This window comes from Myroides guanonis, from assembly GCF_900114085.1.
Taxonomy (GTDB): Bacteria; Bacteroidota; Bacteroidia; order Flavobacteriales; family Flavobacteriaceae; genus Flavobacterium; species Flavobacterium guanonis.
This window is the reverse complement of the sequence record NZ_FORU01000011.1, coordinates 104,396-121,219: the sequence shown is the minus strand read 5'-3', so window position 1 is coordinate 121,219 and position 16,824 is coordinate 104,396. Positions and strand designations below refer to the sequence as shown.

The following is a 16,824-nucleotide window of genomic DNA, read 5'->3' as shown; positions in this document are numbered from 1 at the left end:
ATTACAGGAGCTTGTGCTGTGTCTAAGGTTGTTTCTATCATGAATTATCCAAAATACTTTACACCTAACGGGGATGGGTTTAACGACACATGGAATGTTTTGGGAGTTAAGAGTCAACCAGGTGCAAAGATTTATATCTTTGACCGCAGTGGTAAGTTACTCAAACAGCTGAGTCCATTGGGAGAAGGTTGGGATGGAACTTACGGAGGTAGACCAATGCCATCTACGGATTACTGGTTTACGATAGAGTACAATGATTTTTCAGGAAATAAAAGAGAATACAAAGGACATTTTTCACTAAAAAGATAGTTAGTTTATGAAGATTTTTAAGAAACGTTATGTAATACTAGCGGTAGTGTTATCGCAGTTTGGTTTTGCTCAAGAAGGTATGTCTGTGTACTCAGACTATCTAACAGATAACTATTACTTGATTCATCCTTCAATGGCTGGAGCTGCAAATTGTGGACAGATACGTGTAACTGCAAATCAACAGTGGTCTAACCAAGATGAAGCTCCTGCTTTACAAACTTTAAGTTTTAATACTAGTTTAGGAGATCAATCTGGTATTGGATTTATAGCTTTTAATGATAGAAATGGTTACCATTCTCAGGCAGGAGGTAAATTGACCTATGCTCATCATATTATGTTTAATCGATATACAAGAGGGGATTACGATATTAATGTATTGTCATTTGGTATGAGTGCAGGTATGGTTCGTACGGTCTTGGATGAAACTGAATTTGGAGGTGGATATGATCCTATTATTAATGGTGGTATGGAGCAGAAAGATTCTTATTTTAATGTTGATGTAGGAGTGTCTTATCAATATTTGGATTTTAACGCACATTTTACAGTTAAAAATGCTGTTACTAGTAAGCGTGACATGTATACCGATATAGAAAGTGATAATTTGAGAAAATATATATTATCTGCGGGTTATGTTTTTGGTACGCAGTCTAATACTGGATGGAGATATGAACCGTCTTTAATGTTGCAGTATACTGAAGAAACTGAAGAAAAAGGGATTGATGTGAATATGAAAGTTTACCGCGATTTTGATTTTGGTAAGCTATGGGGGGGAGTTTCGTTTCGTCAAAATTTTGATGGAGCAGAATTTCTTAAGGACACTGAGTTGAAAACTCAAAGACAACAATATATCACACCTTTCATTGGTTTGAATTATAAAAAGTTTATGGTTGCTTATACTTATTCACAATTGACAGGTAATGTAAAATTTGATAAAGGTGGTTTTCATCAAATTACAATAGGTATAGATCTTCTATGTAAATCGGATCGTTATTAAATTAGATTTATTAATTCAATACTTTTATAAAAAAATCCCGATATTTATCGGGATTTTTTTATTTAGTAAAGATGATTATAAAAGGAGTTAGAGGGATTCATCCTCAGATTGAAGAGGATTGTTTTATTGCTGAGAATGCGACTATCGTAGGGGATGTTAAGATTGGTAAAGAATGTAGTATTTGGTTTAATGCTGTATTAAGAGGGGATGTGAATTCAATTGTTTTAGGAAATAAGGTCAATGTTCAAGACGGAGCTGTTATTCATTGTACATATGAAAAGCATAAAACACTTATAGGTAATAATGTTTCTATAGGGCACAATGCGATTGTACACGGTTGTGTTGTACATGACAATGTTTTAATTGGTATGGGGGCGATAATAATGGATAATTGTATTGTTGAAAGTAATTCTATAATTGCGGCGGGTGCTGTAATTACTCAGAATACTGTTGTTGAGTCTGGGAGTATTTATGCTGGTGTTCCAGCGAAAAAGGTAAAGGATTTAGATAAATCAAATTTTGCTGGAGAGATTGAAAGGATATCTAATAACTATGTTATGTATTCTAGTTGGTTTAAAGAGGAATAAAGATGTGTGATTAAAGTTTGTTATAGAGGTTTTTACCGCCTTTAATGTCTTTCTTAAGATTCCTGTCTGTAAATAAAAAAACTCTTGTAAATCTGCTTACAAGAGTTTTTTTATTTATGAATCAATTTTTTAGAAATTTATATACATATGGTTATATGAGCCACCTACCAATTGTGTTTCTTTTCCCAATAGAAACCCTAATTTTTCATACAAACGTTGTGCATTTGGGTTGTCTAAATCAACTAATAATCCTACTTGTGAGTAACCGTTTTGTTTAGCAAATTCAATACCGTGTTTCAATAATAGACTTCCTATTCCTTGTCCTTGATGAGAAGGTGAAACAGAAACTGTGTCTAAGTAATATTCATTACCCTCTGTTTCATTTTCTGGTTGAAGAGTTATATTGTAATGTTCTTTCATGTACTTAAGAACTGGCGCTCGGAGTTTGTCAAGGTCATCTCCATTATAGGCTGTAAGGGAGCCAATAATGTTTTTTTCTTCATCTTCAATTACAAAAGTGTTTTCAAAGCTATATTGGTTGTTTGGCTCTGAAAAGAATTTGGTCAAAAAATGAATCGCTTCTTCTATATCATTTTTACCTATAAAATTAAAAATGATTTCTTCCATTGCTTGTAACATTAGTTCCGGAACAATATCTGCATCTGATTTTTTAGCGGGTCTAATTATCATTTTACTTATGATTAAATTGTTAAATTAAATTATTCAAAGGTAGAAGTGAAGTTATATCTTTTGCTCCTCTTTATTCCATAGTTTGTCGGTATTTTTAATTCCTAGTTTTATAGGGTCAAAAACAGGATCTATACCTTTTTTTCTTTGTGCTATATAATCATTTAAGGCAATCATCGCTGGTTTGTGTAGTATAATTATGGCAATAAAGTTAATCCATGCCATTGTTCCTACTCCAATATCACCAATACTCCAAACGGTACTTGATTCGTTAATTGCTGCGAAATATGTACAAGCAAGTATTGTTAATCTCATACACCATCTTAGTACTAAATTTCTCTTTTTACTTAGGTAGTCAAAGTTTGACTCTGCAATAAAGACATACGACATGGTAGTGGTAAAGGCAAAAAAAGTTAATGCAACGGCAATAAATTGATTTGCTATACTAGGAAAGTGTTGAGCGATTGCATTTACTGTGAATTCAGAGCCAGGTTTGACATTAGGTAAATTATGTATGATGTAATTTCCGGCTCCATCCATTACATTATATTGTCCGGTGAAGAGTATCATTAATGCTGTTGCTGTACAAACGAATAGAGTGTCTATATAGACAGAAAAAGCTTGAACAAGACCTTGTTTTACGGGATGAGAAGTTGCGGCAGCGGCAGCGGCATGCGGTGCTGTACCTTGTCCAGCTTCATTAGAATATATTCCTCGTTTTACTCCCCACGCAATAGCAGCTCCAAATACACCGCTAAAAGTAGCTTCTAAATTAAAAGCAGAGCGGAAAATTAATCCAAATATTTCTGGTACTGATGAAATGTTTAAAGCGATTATGACTAAAGCCATAATAATATATGCAACAGCCATAAAAGGTACAACTACCTGAGTAATCATTCCTATTTTTTTTGCACCGCCGAAAACTGTTAATGCTAGAAGTATACAAACTGCTAATCCTGATATTTCAAAAGGAATATCGAAAGCATTATTTAGGCTGACAGAGATACTGTTACTTTGTATTCCTGGTAGAAAAAAGCAACAGCTAATAATTGTTACCACAGCAAATAGAAGTGCAAAGTATTTTTTACCGGTTCCTTTTTCAATATAGAATGCAGGACCTCCGCAATACTGACCATTTTTTTCTGTTTTGTAAATTTGAGCTAATGTTGATTCAACAAAAGCTGAGGCGCTTCCTAAAAATGCTATCATCCACATCCAAAAAATAGCTCCTGGTCCACCTGCTGCAATTGCTGTTGCAACTCCAACAATATTCCCAACTCCAACACGACCTGCTATAGCAATGCTAAAAGCTTGGAATGGACTGACTCCTTTCTCAGAGCTCCCTTCTGTAAATAGAAGTTTGATCATGTGTTTGAAAAAACGTACTTGCACAAACTTTGTTCGAATTGTAAAATATAAACCAGTACAAAGACAAAGGGCTATAAATAAATCTGACCAAATAAATTCATTTATTATCTTGACATATTCTTCCATAAATAGATTTTGTTGGATGAAAGGAAGTAAATATAAAACAAAAAAGCCAAGTTCATTTTTGAGTCAAGTATTTATTGTTTGATTTAACCCTATTTTATGTATAGTTAAAGAAATTGTTATTGAATAGAAGGTTTTATTGATAGGTGTTTTATAAAAGGAAAAATTTGTCTTAAAAATGATTGGAATCGTTATTTGGAGTGTTTTGACGCTAAATATGAATATAAAAAAGGGTTAAAATCAATTGATTTTAACCCTTTTTTATAGTGATTTCGTATTAGCCTGATTAGAATCGGATGCTAAATAAACCCTCTTCTTTGTTTTCAATAGCGTCAAAACGATCTTTACATTCTTTAATCATTGCAATCGCAGCTGCTTTGTTACCAAATCCATTTGTAGTAACTTTTTTATTTTCTAAGTCTTTATATACTTCAAAGAAATGTTCTACTTCTTTTTTGAAGTGGCTACTTACGTCTTCGATGTCATTTAGTTCATTCATAATTGGATCAGAAACCGGTACGCATAGAATTTTTTCATCTGGACCTTTGTCATCTTCCATAAAGAATATACCAACAGGTTTAACTTCAACTACTAATCCAGGAATAGAAGGTTCTGTAAACATTACTAAAACATCTAGAGGATCTCCATCTAGAGCTAAGGTTTCTGGAATGAATCCATAATCTGCAGGATAACGCATTGCACTATATAAAAGACGGTCGAAGCGAAGTCTTTTTAGTTCAAAATCGTATTCATATTTATTTCTACTACCTGCAGGAATTTCAACAAAGGCGTCGAAAGATTCAAATGTATTTTCCATAATTATTTTTTCTTAAAACTTATTCAAAATGATTGCAAAAGTAATTTAATTCCCTCTTTAATACAAGGTTTTCCTATTTTTATTAGAATTCAAGTGTAAATGAGGCTTTTACTCCAAATCGCTTTGCTTCAGGTAGATGAAGGTAATTTCCTCTCCAAGAAAAATCTATGCGTACAACTTTGAAAATATTAGCAATACCTGCATGATATTCCCAATAAATATCTTCTGGTGCTAAATAAGGAATATTAGAAGCGTTTAATGCTCTATTTTCGTTGGAAATAGTACCATATACCCCTTTGATTCCAATTATCTCTCTTAGGTTTAAGTCTCTCAAGAAGGGAATTCTAGATAATAAACGACCATTGAAATTGTGTTCTAAATGTAATGAAGTGTATTCATCTGTTATAAATTCATAATAGTTAAGCATATTAAAGGTGTTCTCAATTGAGAAATATGATTGATTACCAGGGATTACACTCATAAGGCCTAGAGGAATTTCTCCAAATGTTTTACCAGCTTCAAATGTAGAAGTTAGCATACCGAACCCACCAACTAAAATAGGTTGCCTCAAATAAAGTTGTAATTTAGTATAGTCAAAATCACTGTCAATTACTCCTTTAAAACCTTGGCTGTAAGAAAGGTGTAAATGTGTATAGCGACTATCTACAATGGTACGGTCAACTCCGTATCCAATAGTCTTTTTCTTTGGGGTGTAATCAATTGCTATATTAACCTCAGATTGCTTTAAATCACCTTTTGTAATGTTATTAGCTTTGTTTATATAATAATCTAGGCTAAAGGTTTCTGAAGCTGACTGTAGGGTTCTATAGCTAAACGTAGTGCTGAATTTTAAGTTTTTTAGTGGTTCTATTTCAAAACCAAGTGTACTTAGGCTAATATCTGTAAGTTTGGAATTATCTCCACTAGCGAAAAGTGAACTAGAAGCGAAACTCCTCCCTAATACATCGCTTGTGGCTGTTAGGCTGACTCCAATTTGTTCCACATCTCGTCTGTTTCCTCCAAACAACATAAGTCTGTTTTTGTTGCTTAATAGGATTTTTCCTGATATTCCATATTTGAATTTGTTGTCATTAAATCCGTAGGCTGTATAACCCTCTAGTCTCCATTTGTCATTTTGTCCAAAATAAGTTCTTCCTCCGGCTCTTAATCTAACTCCTTCCACATCGTTATATCCAAATGAAGAAAATATTGGGCCATAATCAAAATTACCTACTTGTATATAATTACTTGCTAAAATAGTACCTATGTTAAATAGTCTATTGAATCTAGGTACAGTTTTAAGGGTGTCGAGCATTTTGTAAATGCCGAGTTCATCCTTGTTTAAAGGCTCAAAACGATAGCTTTTCCAGAAATCGTCAGAACGGGTGTATACATTTTCATCATATATGTTTACATCTTCTTTGTAGAAATCAACTGGCTTGGTGTTGTTGAATAAATGATTCTTGAAAATAGTAGTTCTTTTTCCATAAATCCCTTTAGAGGACTCTTTTTTTGAGATACTAAAATCAGACATCATATAGTCTTTGGTTAGCAAGAAGACAGAGTCATTGATAACATCGAATTCTTGTTCTATGTAAATGTCTTTAACCCAATTTATATTAGCATCTTTACTCGCCTCTAAATTTATTTTCTTTATAGCGAATGTGCTATCATTAACCCAGAAGTCACCTTTGAAAGTTAATTCTCCCTTTCTTCTAGGGTAATAAACGATGTTATAGCACCATTTGTCATCAATAAAAGCACTGTCTGCAAGTACATAGTTATAAACATTTATACCTGTTCGAGAAAGTGGGCTCACGAAATCTTTATCGAAGAATTTTAAATAGTTATCATATATATTATATTCTGCGTACAGGTCTTTTACAAAAGCAATAATGTGTTGATTAGTGTCGAAACCTGAGTTTTTATTTCCTAATGTCTTTTCAATTTTTTTGTTGATAGTGTTGTCGCCATATACTTCACTTATATTTTCATTGATAAAGATTGGTAAGTATGTTTTTCCTGTGACTTTAGATGTGTCTATATGATTAAATATGAATTCCATACCTTTGAAAATTCGTTTTTTCTGAAAGGCACTATCCACAGTGTTAAGGTCAAATTCTATTTTTTCGTATTTATCAAGTTGGTACTGATTGAACATATGTAGTCCGTTCTGTCTTTTGCGTGCCCAAATTTTTCGTAAGATATCTATTGCAGGATTGTTTTTTTTGGATGTTTTTCCTGCGAATATTTTTACTTCAGCAAGCAGGTTGTCTTCTTGTAAAACTACATTTAAATCTAAATTCACTTTTTTTGTAAGAGATATTTCTAGTGTTTCATAGCCTACAAATGAAATGACCAATGTGTCGTAAGTGTTTTCTGACTCTAAGTAAAATTTACCATATTCATTAGCAATAACTCCTTGTGTAGAGTTCTTGAAATAAACACTACAATAAGGTATAGTTTCGTTGTTTGGGTCTTTTATTTGTCCACTAACTTTGGTTTGAGAGTGTGCAATAAAACTAATAAAAAACAATAAAAAAAAGAAGTGTAGATTTTCTCTCATATAGCAATTTATAATAAAAAAAGCTCCATTTCTAATTAAAAAATGGAGCTTTCGAATATACTATTTTTTATTTGTAAAGCACTTTCTTTACTGCTTTTATTACATCCTCGGAATTAGGTAACCACTCTTTTAATAGGACTGGAGAGTAAGGTGCAGGGACATCTGCTGTAGTGATCCTTTGAATAGGAGCGTCTAGATGGTCAAATGCTTGCTCTTGTACGATATATGCTATTTCAGATGAAACGCTAGCAAATGGCCATGCTTCTTCTAAAACTACTAAGCGATTTGTTTTTTTAACTGAGTTTAAAATAGTTTCATGATCCATTGGGCGAACCGTTCTTAGGTCTATAATTTCACATGAAATACCTTCTTTTGCTAATTCATCAGCAGCGATATAAGCTTCTTTTATTATTTTACCAAAAGAAACAATAGTTACATCAGAGCCTTCTCGTTTTATATCAGCTACTCCTAATGGGATGATGTATTCTCCGTCAGGAACTTCACCCTTGTCACCATACATTTGCTCAGATTCCATAAAAATAACTGGATCGTTATCTCTAATCGCAGCTTTTAATAAACCTTTAGCGTCATATGGGTTAGAAGGAACAACTACTTTTAGACCAGGTGTATTTGCAAACCAGTTCTCAAATGCTTGAGAGTGTGTTGCACCTAATTGGCCAGCAGAAGCGGTAGGTCCTCTAAATACAATTGGCATTGAGAACTGTCCACCAGACATTTGTCTTAATTTCGCGGCATTGTTAATTATTTGGTCAATACCAACTAAAGAGAAGTTGAAAGTCATGAACTCTACGATAGGACGATTTCCGTTCATAGCGGAACCAACTGCAATTCCACTAAAACCTAACTCAGCAATAGGGGTGTCAATAACGCGTTTTGGACCAAATTCATCTAACATTCCTTTAGAGGCTTTGTAAGCTCCATTGTATTCAGCAACTTCTTCACCCATTAAATATATAGATTCGTCGCGACGCATTTCTTCGCTCATAGCTTCGCAAATCGCTTCTCTAAATTGAATCGTTCTCATAATTTTTTCTTTTTTCAGTACTATATAAGGCTGACAAAATTAGAAAAATTTATTAAGTAATCCTATAGTATTGCTCCTTATCAGATGTTTCTAGAATGTTTAACACTGTAACTTGTTGTTTGTTGATTCTTCCTATATAGTATCTATACTCCATCTATATAGTATCTATAAAAACACTTCTATCTATAGATAGAGTATAGATGCATTATAGATACACTATAGATGCACCCAGTAAAAAAGAATATTAAACTTGTTTAGAAGTAGGATATTTAGTTTTTAATTCTGTTGTTAGTTCGTGGAGAGAGATTTGTTTTTGATGTTAATTAGTATGCGTGCATAGTAGTGTTTTGGAAATTAATTATTATTTTCGTACTCTAAGTAAATTAAAAAACAAAAAACGTAGATAGATGAAAATATTAGTTTGCATCAGCCATGTGCCTGATACTACTTCGAAGATTAATTTTACGAATGGTGATTCTGAATTTGATACAAATGGAGTGCAGTTTGTAATCAATCCCAATGATGAATTTGGATTAACTCGTGCAATCTGGTTTAAAGAAAAGCAAGGAGCTCAAGTAACTGTTATTAATGTAGGTGGTGTAGATACAGAACCAACTTTGAGAAAAGCGTTGGCTATTGGAGCAGATGAAGCAATACGTATTAATGCAAATCCATTAGATGGAACATTTGTTGCCAAACAATTAGCTGAAGTAGTAAAGAATGGATCTTATGATTTGGTTTTTGCAGGTAAAGAATCTTTGGATTATAACGGAGGAATGGTTCCAGGAATGTTATCAGCTCTTGTTGGTTATGATTTTATTAATTCATGTGAAGGTATTGAAGTAGATGGTACTTCGGCGAAAGTTATTCGTCAAATAGATGGTGGAAAGGAAACTATTGCTGCTACTTTACCATTAGTAATTGGAACACAAAAGGGAATTGTTGAAGAAAAAGATTTACGTATTCCTAATATGCGAGGAATTATGACTGCTCGTACTAAAGCATTAACTGTTTTGGAGCCGATTGGTGTTGAGGCTGCTACAAAAGCAGTTAAGTTTGAAAAACCGGCAGCGAAATCTGCGGTTAAATTAATTGATCCTGAGAATTTAGATGAATTAATTAATTTGTTACACAATGAGGCTAAAGTGATCTAATTTTAGTTCTAGAAGTTATAGTAAAAGTTAAATCGAATAAAGTTTAGATTATGTCTATTTTAATATATGCTGAATCAGCAGAAGGTAAGTTTAAGAAAGTAGCATTAGAGCTAGCCTCTTATGCAAAAAATGTTGCAACCTCTATGGGGACTACTGTAACGGCAGTGACTATAAATGCTACTGATGTAAGTGAATTAGGTAATTATGGAGTTGATAGAGTTTTAGTGGTTTCAAATGATTCACTAAAAACTTTTAATGCAAAAGCTTATGCGGATGTGTTGAAGCAAGCGGCTCAGAAAGAAGCGGCTAAATTAGTTGTTTTGTCGTCTTCAACAGATAGTTTGTATTTAGCACCTTTAGTGGCTGTAGGATTGGATGCGGGGTATGCTTCTAATGTGGTTGCTTTACCAGAAAGTACATCTCCATTTGTGGTTAAGCGTACTGCTTTTTCTAATAAAGCATTTAATCATTCTGAGATACTTACAGATGTAAAAGTTATTGGTTTAGCTAAAAACTCTTATGGAGTAGTTGAGTCAATTTCATCTTTGACAAAAGAAGATTTTTCTCCAGTATTGAATGATGCGGATTTTTCTATGAAAGTAGAAGGTGTTGAGAAAATGTCAGGAAAAGTTACTATCGCAGATGCTGATATAGTTGTGTCAGGAGGACGAGGGTTAAAAGGGCCTGAGAATTGGGGTATGTTGGAGGAGTTGGCAGATGTTTTAGGTGCTGCATTGGCTTGTTCAAAACCAGTGTCTGACTTAGATTGGAGATCTCATGAGGAGCATGTTGGGCAAACAGGAAAGCCTGTAGCTGCTAACTTGTATATTGCAGTTGGTATTTCTGGAGCTATTCAGCATATCGCTGGAATTAATTCTTCAAAAGTAAAAGTGGTTATTAATACAGATCCTGAAGCTCCATTTTTCAAAGTTGCTGATTACGGAATTGTAGGTGATGCATTTCAAGTTGTGCCAAAACTAACTGAAAAATTAAAGGAATTTAAAGCGAAGAATTCATAATTCAACGCAGTCTACATTATATATTAAAGCAATTAAAGCGAAGAAATGATTATCTTTGCTTTAGTTGCTTTTTTATTTTAAATACAGATTTATGAGTTTAGTTAAGTTATCTATTAAGGGGATATCATATAGCCATACACAAAATGGAGCTTATGCTTTGATTTTAGATGAGGTAGGTGGAGAGCGTAAATTGCCAATTGTAATAGGTGCGTTTGAAGCCCAATCAATAGCTATAGCAATTGAGGATGAAATAAAGCCTCCTAGACCTCTGACGCACGATTTGTTTAAGAATTTTTCTGACAGATTTGATATTGTATTAAAACAAGTGATTATTCATAAGCTAGTTGATGGAGTTTTCTTTTCTAGTATAATTTGTGAGAGGGATGGAATTGAAGAGATAATTGATGCAAGAACTTCTGATGCTATTGCGTTGGCAATTCGTTTTTTTGCACCGATATTTACTTATAAAAGCATTCTTGATAAGGCGGGGATTATTTTAAATAATTCATCCATTGAAACAGATAAAGAAGTTTCTGTGAATAAAGTTGAGAGAACGAGTCAGGATCCTGATAAGGTTAGAGAGGATGCTGTAGATGATTATTCAAGGTTTAGTTTAACAGAATTAAATAGATTGTTAGAGCAAGCAGTGTTGTCTGAGAATTATGAAAAGGCAGCAAAACTTAGAGACGAAATATCTAAAAAAGAATTATAAAAATAAAATCCGTTATGAAGCAATATCTTGATTTATTAAATGAAATTGTTGAGAGAGGTACTCAAAAAGGAGATAGAACAGGAACAGGGACTAAAAGTCTTTTTGGGCACCAAATGCGTTTTGATTTGTCAAAAGGGTTTCCAATAGTGACTACTAAAAAAGTTCACTTAAAATCAATTATTTTTGAACTTCTTTGGTTTTTGAAAGGGGATACAAATATTGCTTATTTGAAGGAAAATGGGGTTAAGATTTGGGATGAGTGGGCTGATGAAAATGGAGATTTAGGACCTGTGTATGGGTATCAATGGAGAAATTGGAATGGAGAGGGGATTGATCAAATTCAGGAGGTTATCGATACCTTGAAAAACAATCCAGATAGCAGAAGGATTATGGTGAGTGCTTGGAATCCTAGTGTAATGCCAAATACAAATCTTTCTTTTGCCGAAAATGTAGCAAATGGAAAAGCAGCTTTACCTCCTTGTCATTCTTTTTTTCAGTTTTATGTGGCAGATGGGAAATTGTCATGTCAATTGTATCAACGAAGTGCTGATGTGTTCTTAGGTGTGCCGTTTAATATTGCGTCTTATGCTTTGCTGACTATGATGGTTGCTCAGGTTTGTGATTTAGAAGTAGGAGATTTTGTTCACACTTTTGGAGATGTGCATATATATAATAACCATTTTGAGCAAGTTGCATTGCAACTGACAAGAAAACCGAAAGATCTTCCAATAATGAAGTTAAATCCTAAAGTGAAAGATATTTTTGATTTCCAATTTGAAGACTTTGTTTTGGAAAATTATGAGCCTCATCCTGCGATAAAAGGAGTTGTGTCTATTTAAACTAATTCAAATTTAAAAGATTGCTATTATGGAACAAATACCGCATGAATTATACGAAGATGCAAGAAAACGAGTGAAGCAAAAAAAACTACTGTTTTTTCATTTTGTAGTTTTTGTCTTAGGCAGCTTGTTAATGTATGTTTCCAATGAGTTTTTAATGCAAGACCCTACTGCTTTTAAGTGGTATCCTTGGGTAGTCACAGTCTGGGCATTTTTATTAGCATTACATGCAGTAAATGTATTGATTGTTGATTCTTTCATGAATAAAAAATGGGAGAGAACTCAAATTGATAAATTGATTGAAAAACAAAAATTAAAGATAGAGGAGTTACAGAAAAAAGTAGAGCAAGATTTTATTACAGAAGCTACAACTTCAAAAGTAGAATCGAATATGTCTAATGATGATTCGAATTCCATTAATCAAAATTTTTAATTATGCTGATACTTATAGCAGCGGCGGCTGAAAATGATGCCTTAGGTAAGGATAATAAGATGTTATGGCATTTACCTGATGATTTTAAGCATTTTAAAAGTCTTACCTCTCATCATTATATTATTATGGGACGTAAGACTTTTGAATCTTTTAAGTCTCCTTTACCTAATAGGAAGCATATTATTATAACCAGAAAAACAGATTATGATGCTCCGGAAGATTGTATTGTTGTAAACAGTTTAGAGCAAGCTCTGAAATTGACAAGTGGACAAGAAGAGGTTTTTGTAATTGGGGGAGGGGAAATATATGATTTAGCATTACCTTTTGCAGATAAAGTTGAATTGACTCGAGTGCATCATACTTTTGATGCAGATGCTTTTTTTCCTAAGTTAAAAGAGGAAGAATGGAAACTTTTGTCTGAATTAAAACACAATATAGATGAGAAGCATGAGTATCCTTTTACCTTTCAAACATTTATTAAGCGTTAGGACTCTTTGTAATGTGTTGATTGTCTTTTTTTTATTTACATTCACTATAAAAGGTCAATCGTTATTAAAGGTTGATTCTTTAGCTTCAGAAAAAGTTAGGGGGTTGGTGTTTTTGGGTAAGGATATTTTAGATAACTCTTATTGGTTAACAGGAAATATAGTGACGAAATCTCAAGGAGGAAAGGTATTTAGTTTTCAGGAATTTTCTTTAGGACAGATATATTGCATTGATTTTGCAAATCCTGTTCAGCTTGGACTTTATTATAAGGAATATAATACTTGGATGATTTTAGATGAAAATCTTGTTTTAGTAAATCAGTTTGATTTTTCAAAACTTTTATCAACTTATGAGATTTCATTTGTAGCGAATAGTGTTAGAAATACATTTTGGATTGTTGATGAATTAGGGAAGTCAGTAAATAGATATGATCCTAGGAGAGGTGGAGTGAATAAATTATATACGATGATTGGAGAGGATGTGAAAAAGTATTACTCAGATGTGAATCATCTATTCTGGGTTACAGAAGATAATCAATTAAAAGGTGTAGATATTTATGGTAATAAAATACTAGACGTTTATATACCTAAACATGATTTACTACAAATATTGAATTCGAAAAGCATTTTGTATAGTTATAATAATGAACTTTTTTATGTAGACTTCGAAAAGAATAGCTCTTCAAAAATCAATCTAAATGCTAAAAGCATTTCAGGATTTTTTTTTAACACTCAAAAATTGAGTATTTTTGGCAATAGAGTTTTGAATAATTATCAATTAAAATTATCGTAATGCATATAGCTATTGCAGGAAATATTGGGGCAGGAAAAACAACGCTTACGAAGCTTTTAGCAAAGCACTTTAAATGGGAACCGCATTTTGAAGATGTAGTTGACAATCCATATTTGGATGATTTTTATCATAAAATGGATCGGTGGTCATTTAACCTTCAGATATATTTTTTAAACAGTCGTTTTAGACAGATTCTTCAAATAAGAAAAAACGGTAAAGCAACTATACAAGATCGTACAATATATGAAGATGCTCATATATTTGCGCCAAATTTATATGCTATGGGCTTGATGTCTAATAGGGATTATAAAAATTATAGTTCTTTGTTTGAAATGATGGAAGAGCTCGTTGGTGCACCTGATTTACTTATATATTTGAGGAGTTCAATACCTAATTTAGTCGATCAAATTCATAAGAGAGGAAGAGAGTATGAGAATTCTATTTCAATAGATTATTTAAATCGATTGAATGAAAGGTATGAGGCTTGGATTCAGACTTATGATAAAGGGAAATTACTAATAATTGATGTTGATCATATGGATTTTGTTGGTAATCCTGAAGATTTAGGAAGTATAATTCAAAGAATTGATGCTGAAATAAATGGGCTGTTTTAACCTTGTATAAAAAAAGGATTCCTAGATTGGAATCCTTTTTTTATTGAGTAATCTCTCGAAATATATTTTCTAAGTTCTGGTTTTTAATTTGAATTGATAAGGTTTTGAGTCCGTTTTCATTTGCAAAATCAAAGACCAAGCCTCGCATATCTTTTCCTGCTGGAAATGTAAACTCCCATTGCGTGTCATGAACGTTATTGGCTTTTATAAGGTTAGGGATTTTATCGATAAATTGTTTCTCTATTTTAAAATCAAATTCTACGGAAATTATCTGATGTTCATTCGTGTCTAAAAGATTGTTTAATTTTTGGTCGGCTATAATCTCTCCTTTTTTGATTATTATTACCCGCTCACAAAGAGCTTCTACTTCTTGCATTATGTGAGTAGAAAGAAAAATTGTTTTGTTTTTAGATATATTTTTTATTAGAGTCCGAATTTCAAGTAATTGATTGGGGTCTAGACCTGTTGTGGGTTCATCTAATATTAAAACCTCTGGATCATGTAGTAATGCGGTAGCAAGACCTACACGTTGTCTGTATCCTTTAGAAAGTTGTCCTATTTTCTTATGAGCTTCAGGTGTAAGTCCTGTTAGTTCAATTACTTCTTCAATTCTTTTTTTTGATACTTTATATATTGCAGCATTAAACTCCAGGTATTCTCTTATATATAGGTCTAAGTATAGAGGATTGTGTTCTGGTAAATAGCCAATGCTTTTTTGAGCTTTGGTGGCAGCTGTTTGTACATTGTATTCATTAACAAATGCTTCTCCTGAATCTTGTGCTAAATAGGTTGTTAGGATTTTCATTAGAGTGGACTTCCCTGCACCATTTGGACCTAGAAAACCGACAATCTCACCTTTTTTGATAGTGAACGAGATTGCATTTAGAGCTTTTTGTTCCCCGTAGGATTTGCTAATATTAGAAACAGTAATAGACATAAGGTAATAATTGTTAGATAAACAAATGTAATTATTTTAATGTGAAATGTTGAGAACACTTAGGTGATAATGTGGCTTTGGTTTGTTTATTTCTAACTGTAGGTATGGATGTATGACGTTCAATTGAATTTAAGTAGTAAAATTTGTTTTGTTTTCAAAAGCGATTAGAGTGAGTTTAATGTTTATTTTTACAATAATTAAACATTGTGATAGGGATGTATTGCTAAATAGAATGGTAAATTTGTAGCTATGAATAAAGAGATTGCAAATAAAAAGTGGTTGTCTATTTTTGAAGGGCAAGTTCCAGCTATAATAGCTGGACCCTGTAGTGCTGAAACACCAGAGCAGCTTATGAGTATTGCAAAATCTCTACCAGAACAAGTTAAGGTTTTTAGGGCTGGAATTTGGAAACCTAGAACTCGTCCAGGAGGTTTTGAGGGGGTTGGTGCAATAGGATTGGAATGGATGAAGGATGTTAGAAGTGAGACAAGTTTAAAACTAGCGACAGAAGTTGCTACTGCAGAACATGTTGATTTAGCTTTAAATGCAGATATAGATGTTCTATGGATTGGAGCTAGGACTACAGTTAATCCTTTTGCTGTTCAAGAATTAGCAGATGCTTTGAAAGGTACCGATAAGATAGTATTATTAAAGAACCCTGTTAATCCCGATTTAGGATTGTGGATTGGAGGTTTAGAACGATTGGTTCAAGCAGGGATCAATAATTTAGGTGTTATTCATCGTGGGTTCTCAACTTATGAAAAGACTAAGTATAGAAATATTCCAGAATGGCAAATACCTATAGATTTGAAAACTCAATTTCCGAATCTACCTATTTTTTGTGACCCTTCACATATTACGGGCAATAGAGAGCGAGTTATGGAGGTTTCTCAACAAGCATTGGATTTGAATTATGATGGTTTGATGATAGAAACTCATAATAATCCAGATAAAGCTTGGAGCGATGCTGCTCAACAAGTGACCCCAATAGGCTTAAAAAATATTTTAGATAATTTAGCTATTCGGAATTGTTCTGATGATACAGAATATTATCTTTCAAAAATAAATGCTTTCAGAACACATTTGGATGATATCGACCAAAAATTATTGGAGTTAATGAGTAGGAGAATGGAGATTGTGGATGAGATAGGTTATTTAAAGAGGGAGAAAAATGTAATGGTATTGCAGCAAGAAAGGTGGAAGAATATGTTTGATAAAATGATGCAAGAGGGGATTTTTAAGGGGTTGACTCCTGAGTTTATCACTGCCTTGTATACAGCGATTCATCAAGAAAGTATTTACAGACAAAATGAAATCATTAATAAAAAGGAGTAATGGCCTA

18 protein-coding genes are annotated in these 16,824 nt (G+C 33.0%); 12 read left to right on the top strand and 6 right to left on the bottom strand.

The features are described 5' to 3' along the window. The 3 genes from BM024_RS10090 to BM024_RS10080 form a co-directional block, all read left to right on the top strand. The coding region (locus BM024_RS10090; RefSeq protein WP_143077758.1) for a T9SS type B sorting domain-containing protein at positions 1-309 on the top strand (309 nt) is incomplete at its 5' end. A gap of 7 nt (positions 310-316) precedes the next feature. Then, positions 317-1,303 (top strand): PorP/SprF family type IX secretion system membrane protein, encoded by a 987-nt coding sequence (locus tag BM024_RS10085; protein ID WP_090679829.1) that lies wholly within the window; start codon positions 317-319, stop codon positions 1,301-1,303. Positions 1,304-1,374: 71 nt separating this feature from the next. Continuing rightward, complete coding sequence (locus BM024_RS10080) at positions 1,375-1,890, top strand: gamma carbonic anhydrase family protein (RefSeq protein ID WP_090679827.1); 516 nt, start codon at positions 1,375-1,377, stop codon at positions 1,888-1,890. A gap of 129 nt (positions 1,891-2,019) precedes the next feature. Here the strand turns inward: BM024_RS10080 and BM024_RS10075 are convergent, their stop codons facing one another. The 5 genes from BM024_RS10075 to BM024_RS10055 form a co-directional block, all read right to left on the bottom strand. After that, complete coding sequence (locus tag BM024_RS10075) at positions 2,020-2,580, bottom strand: GNAT family N-acetyltransferase (protein WP_090679826.1); 561 nt, start codon at positions 2,578-2,580, stop codon at positions 2,020-2,022. 51 nt (positions 2,581-2,631) lie between these two features. Continuing rightward, positions 2,632-4,071 (bottom strand): alanine/glycine:cation symporter family protein, encoded by a 1,440-nt coding sequence (locus BM024_RS10070; protein ID WP_090679824.1) that lies wholly within the window; start codon positions 4,069-4,071, stop codon positions 2,632-2,634. A 283-nt stretch (positions 4,072-4,354) separates the two neighbouring features. Next, positions 4,355-4,885 (bottom strand): inorganic diphosphatase, encoded by a 531-nt coding sequence (locus tag BM024_RS10065; protein WP_090679822.1) that lies wholly within the window; start codon positions 4,883-4,885, stop codon positions 4,355-4,357. Positions 4,886-4,967: 82 nt separating this feature from the next. Further along, positions 4,968-7,451 carry a DUF5686 and carboxypeptidase-like regulatory domain-containing protein gene (locus BM024_RS10060; RefSeq protein WP_090679820.1) on the bottom strand — a complete coding sequence of 828 codons (2,484 nt, stop codon included), beginning with the start codon at positions 7,449-7,451 and terminating at the stop codon, positions 4,968-4,970. Positions 7,452-7,518: 67 nt separating this feature from the next. Beyond that, positions 7,519-8,496: a pyruvate dehydrogenase complex E1 component subunit beta gene (locus tag BM024_RS10055; RefSeq protein WP_090679818.1), complete on the bottom strand. Its 978-nt coding sequence runs from the start codon at positions 8,494-8,496 to the stop codon at positions 7,519-7,521. Between the two features lie 407 nt (positions 8,497-8,903). Between BM024_RS10055 and BM024_RS10050 the strand changes: the two genes are divergently transcribed. The 8 genes from BM024_RS10050 to BM024_RS10015 all read left to right on the top strand — a co-directional run bounded on the left by BM024_RS10050 (position 8,904) and on the right by BM024_RS10015 (position 14,545). Beyond that, the gene (locus BM024_RS10050) at positions 8,904-9,650 is read left to right on the top strand and encodes an electron transfer flavoprotein subunit beta/FixA family protein (protein ID WP_090679816.1); all 747 of its coding nucleotides are present in this window, start codon (positions 8,904-8,906) and stop codon (positions 9,648-9,650) included. A 50-nt stretch (positions 9,651-9,700) separates the two neighbouring features. Continuing rightward, positions 9,701-10,669 (top strand): electron transfer flavoprotein subunit alpha/FixB family protein, encoded by a 969-nt coding sequence (locus BM024_RS10045; RefSeq protein WP_090679815.1) that lies wholly within the window; start codon positions 9,701-9,703, stop codon positions 10,667-10,669. A gap of 91 nt (positions 10,670-10,760) precedes the next feature. After that, positions 10,761-11,381 carry a bifunctional nuclease family protein gene (locus BM024_RS10040; RefSeq protein WP_090679813.1) on the top strand — a complete coding sequence of 207 codons (621 nt, stop codon included), beginning with the start codon at positions 10,761-10,763 and terminating at the stop codon, positions 11,379-11,381. Between the two features lie 14 nt (positions 11,382-11,395). After that, positions 11,396-12,220 (top strand): thymidylate synthase, encoded by an 825-nt coding sequence (locus BM024_RS10035; RefSeq protein ID WP_090679811.1) that lies wholly within the window; start codon positions 11,396-11,398, stop codon positions 12,218-12,220. 28 nt (positions 12,221-12,248) lie between these two features. Beyond that, positions 12,249-12,653 carry a 2TM domain-containing protein gene (locus BM024_RS10030; protein ID WP_090679809.1) on the top strand — a complete coding sequence of 135 codons (405 nt, stop codon included), beginning with the start codon at positions 12,249-12,251 and terminating at the stop codon, positions 12,651-12,653. A 2-nt stretch (positions 12,654-12,655) separates the two neighbouring features. Then, positions 12,656-13,141, top strand: a complete 486-nt coding sequence (locus BM024_RS10025; protein WP_090679807.1) for a dihydrofolate reductase — start codon at positions 12,656-12,658, stop codon at positions 13,139-13,141. Next, positions 13,092-13,931, top strand: a complete 840-nt coding sequence (locus BM024_RS10020) for a hypothetical protein (protein ID WP_177190202.1) — start codon at positions 13,092-13,094, stop codon at positions 13,929-13,931. Before BM024_RS10025 ends, BM024_RS10020 begins: the two co-directional genes overlap by 50 nt. Continuing rightward, entirely contained in the window at positions 13,931-14,545 is a 615-nt protein-coding gene (locus tag BM024_RS10015; RefSeq protein ID WP_090679803.1) for a deoxynucleoside kinase, read from the top strand. Before BM024_RS10020 ends, BM024_RS10015 begins: the two co-directional genes overlap by 1 nt. A 40-nt stretch (positions 14,546-14,585) precedes the next feature. Here the strand turns inward: BM024_RS10015 and gldA are convergent, their stop codons facing one another. Further along, the gene (gene gldA / locus BM024_RS10010; protein ID WP_090679801.1) at positions 14,586-15,482 is read right to left on the bottom strand and encodes a gliding motility-associated ABC transporter ATP-binding subunit GldA; all 897 of its coding nucleotides are present in this window, start codon (positions 15,480-15,482) and stop codon (positions 14,586-14,588) included. Between the two features lie 249 nt (positions 15,483-15,731). Between gldA and BM024_RS10005 the strand changes: the two genes are divergently transcribed. Further along, entirely contained in the window at positions 15,732-16,817 is a 1,086-nt protein-coding gene (locus tag BM024_RS10005) for a chorismate mutase (RefSeq protein ID WP_090679799.1), read from the top strand. The last annotated feature ends 7 nt before the right edge of the window (positions 16,818-16,824 follow it).